The organism is Vibrio sp. 1288, from assembly GCF_033344475.1.
In genome coordinates this window covers 1-543 of record NZ_JAWPOX010001010.1, presented here as the reverse complement: position 1 = coordinate 543, position 543 = coordinate 1, and the positions used below count along the sequence as shown (strand labels likewise).

At 44.2% G+C, this 543-nt stretch carries 1 pseudogene; it reads left to right on the top strand.

Features of this window, described 5'->3' with window-relative positions:
- Positions 1-543: pseudogene (locus R8O11_RS30620) on the top strand (ABC transporter substrate-binding protein); the annotation flags it as partial.

The window sequence follows — 543 nt, the reverse complement described above, 5'->3', positions numbered from 1 at the left end:
TTCCCAGAACAGAAACACTTAACGGATGCTCTGGCTGCGGCCGTGAGAGACGATCCTGTACCTATTGCCCCTGAAAAAAGACACCCATTAAAAATCTCCGTTGTTTATCCAGGGCAGCAGATTTCTGATTACTGGATAAGAAACATCGACGCGTTTGAGAAGCGCTTAGATAAACTCAATATTGATTACCAAATCAATCAAGTGTTTACGCGACCGAACGCCGATATCAAACAACAAAGCCTTTCTTTGATGGAAGCACTGAAAAGCAATTCCGACTACTTAATTTTTACACTCGATACGACCCGACATCGTAAGTTTGTCGAACACGTTTTAGATTCCACCAAAACCAAACTTATCCTGCAAAATATCACGACGCCAGTCCGTGAATGGGAAACTCGACAGCCTTTTATGTACGTCGGTTTCGATCACGCTGAAGGCAGTCGCGAACTCGCTGTGGAGTTTGGCAAGCAGTTCCCGAAAAATACCCATTACAGCGTTTTGTACTTCTCTGAAGGCTACATTAGCGATATCCGTGGTAACACA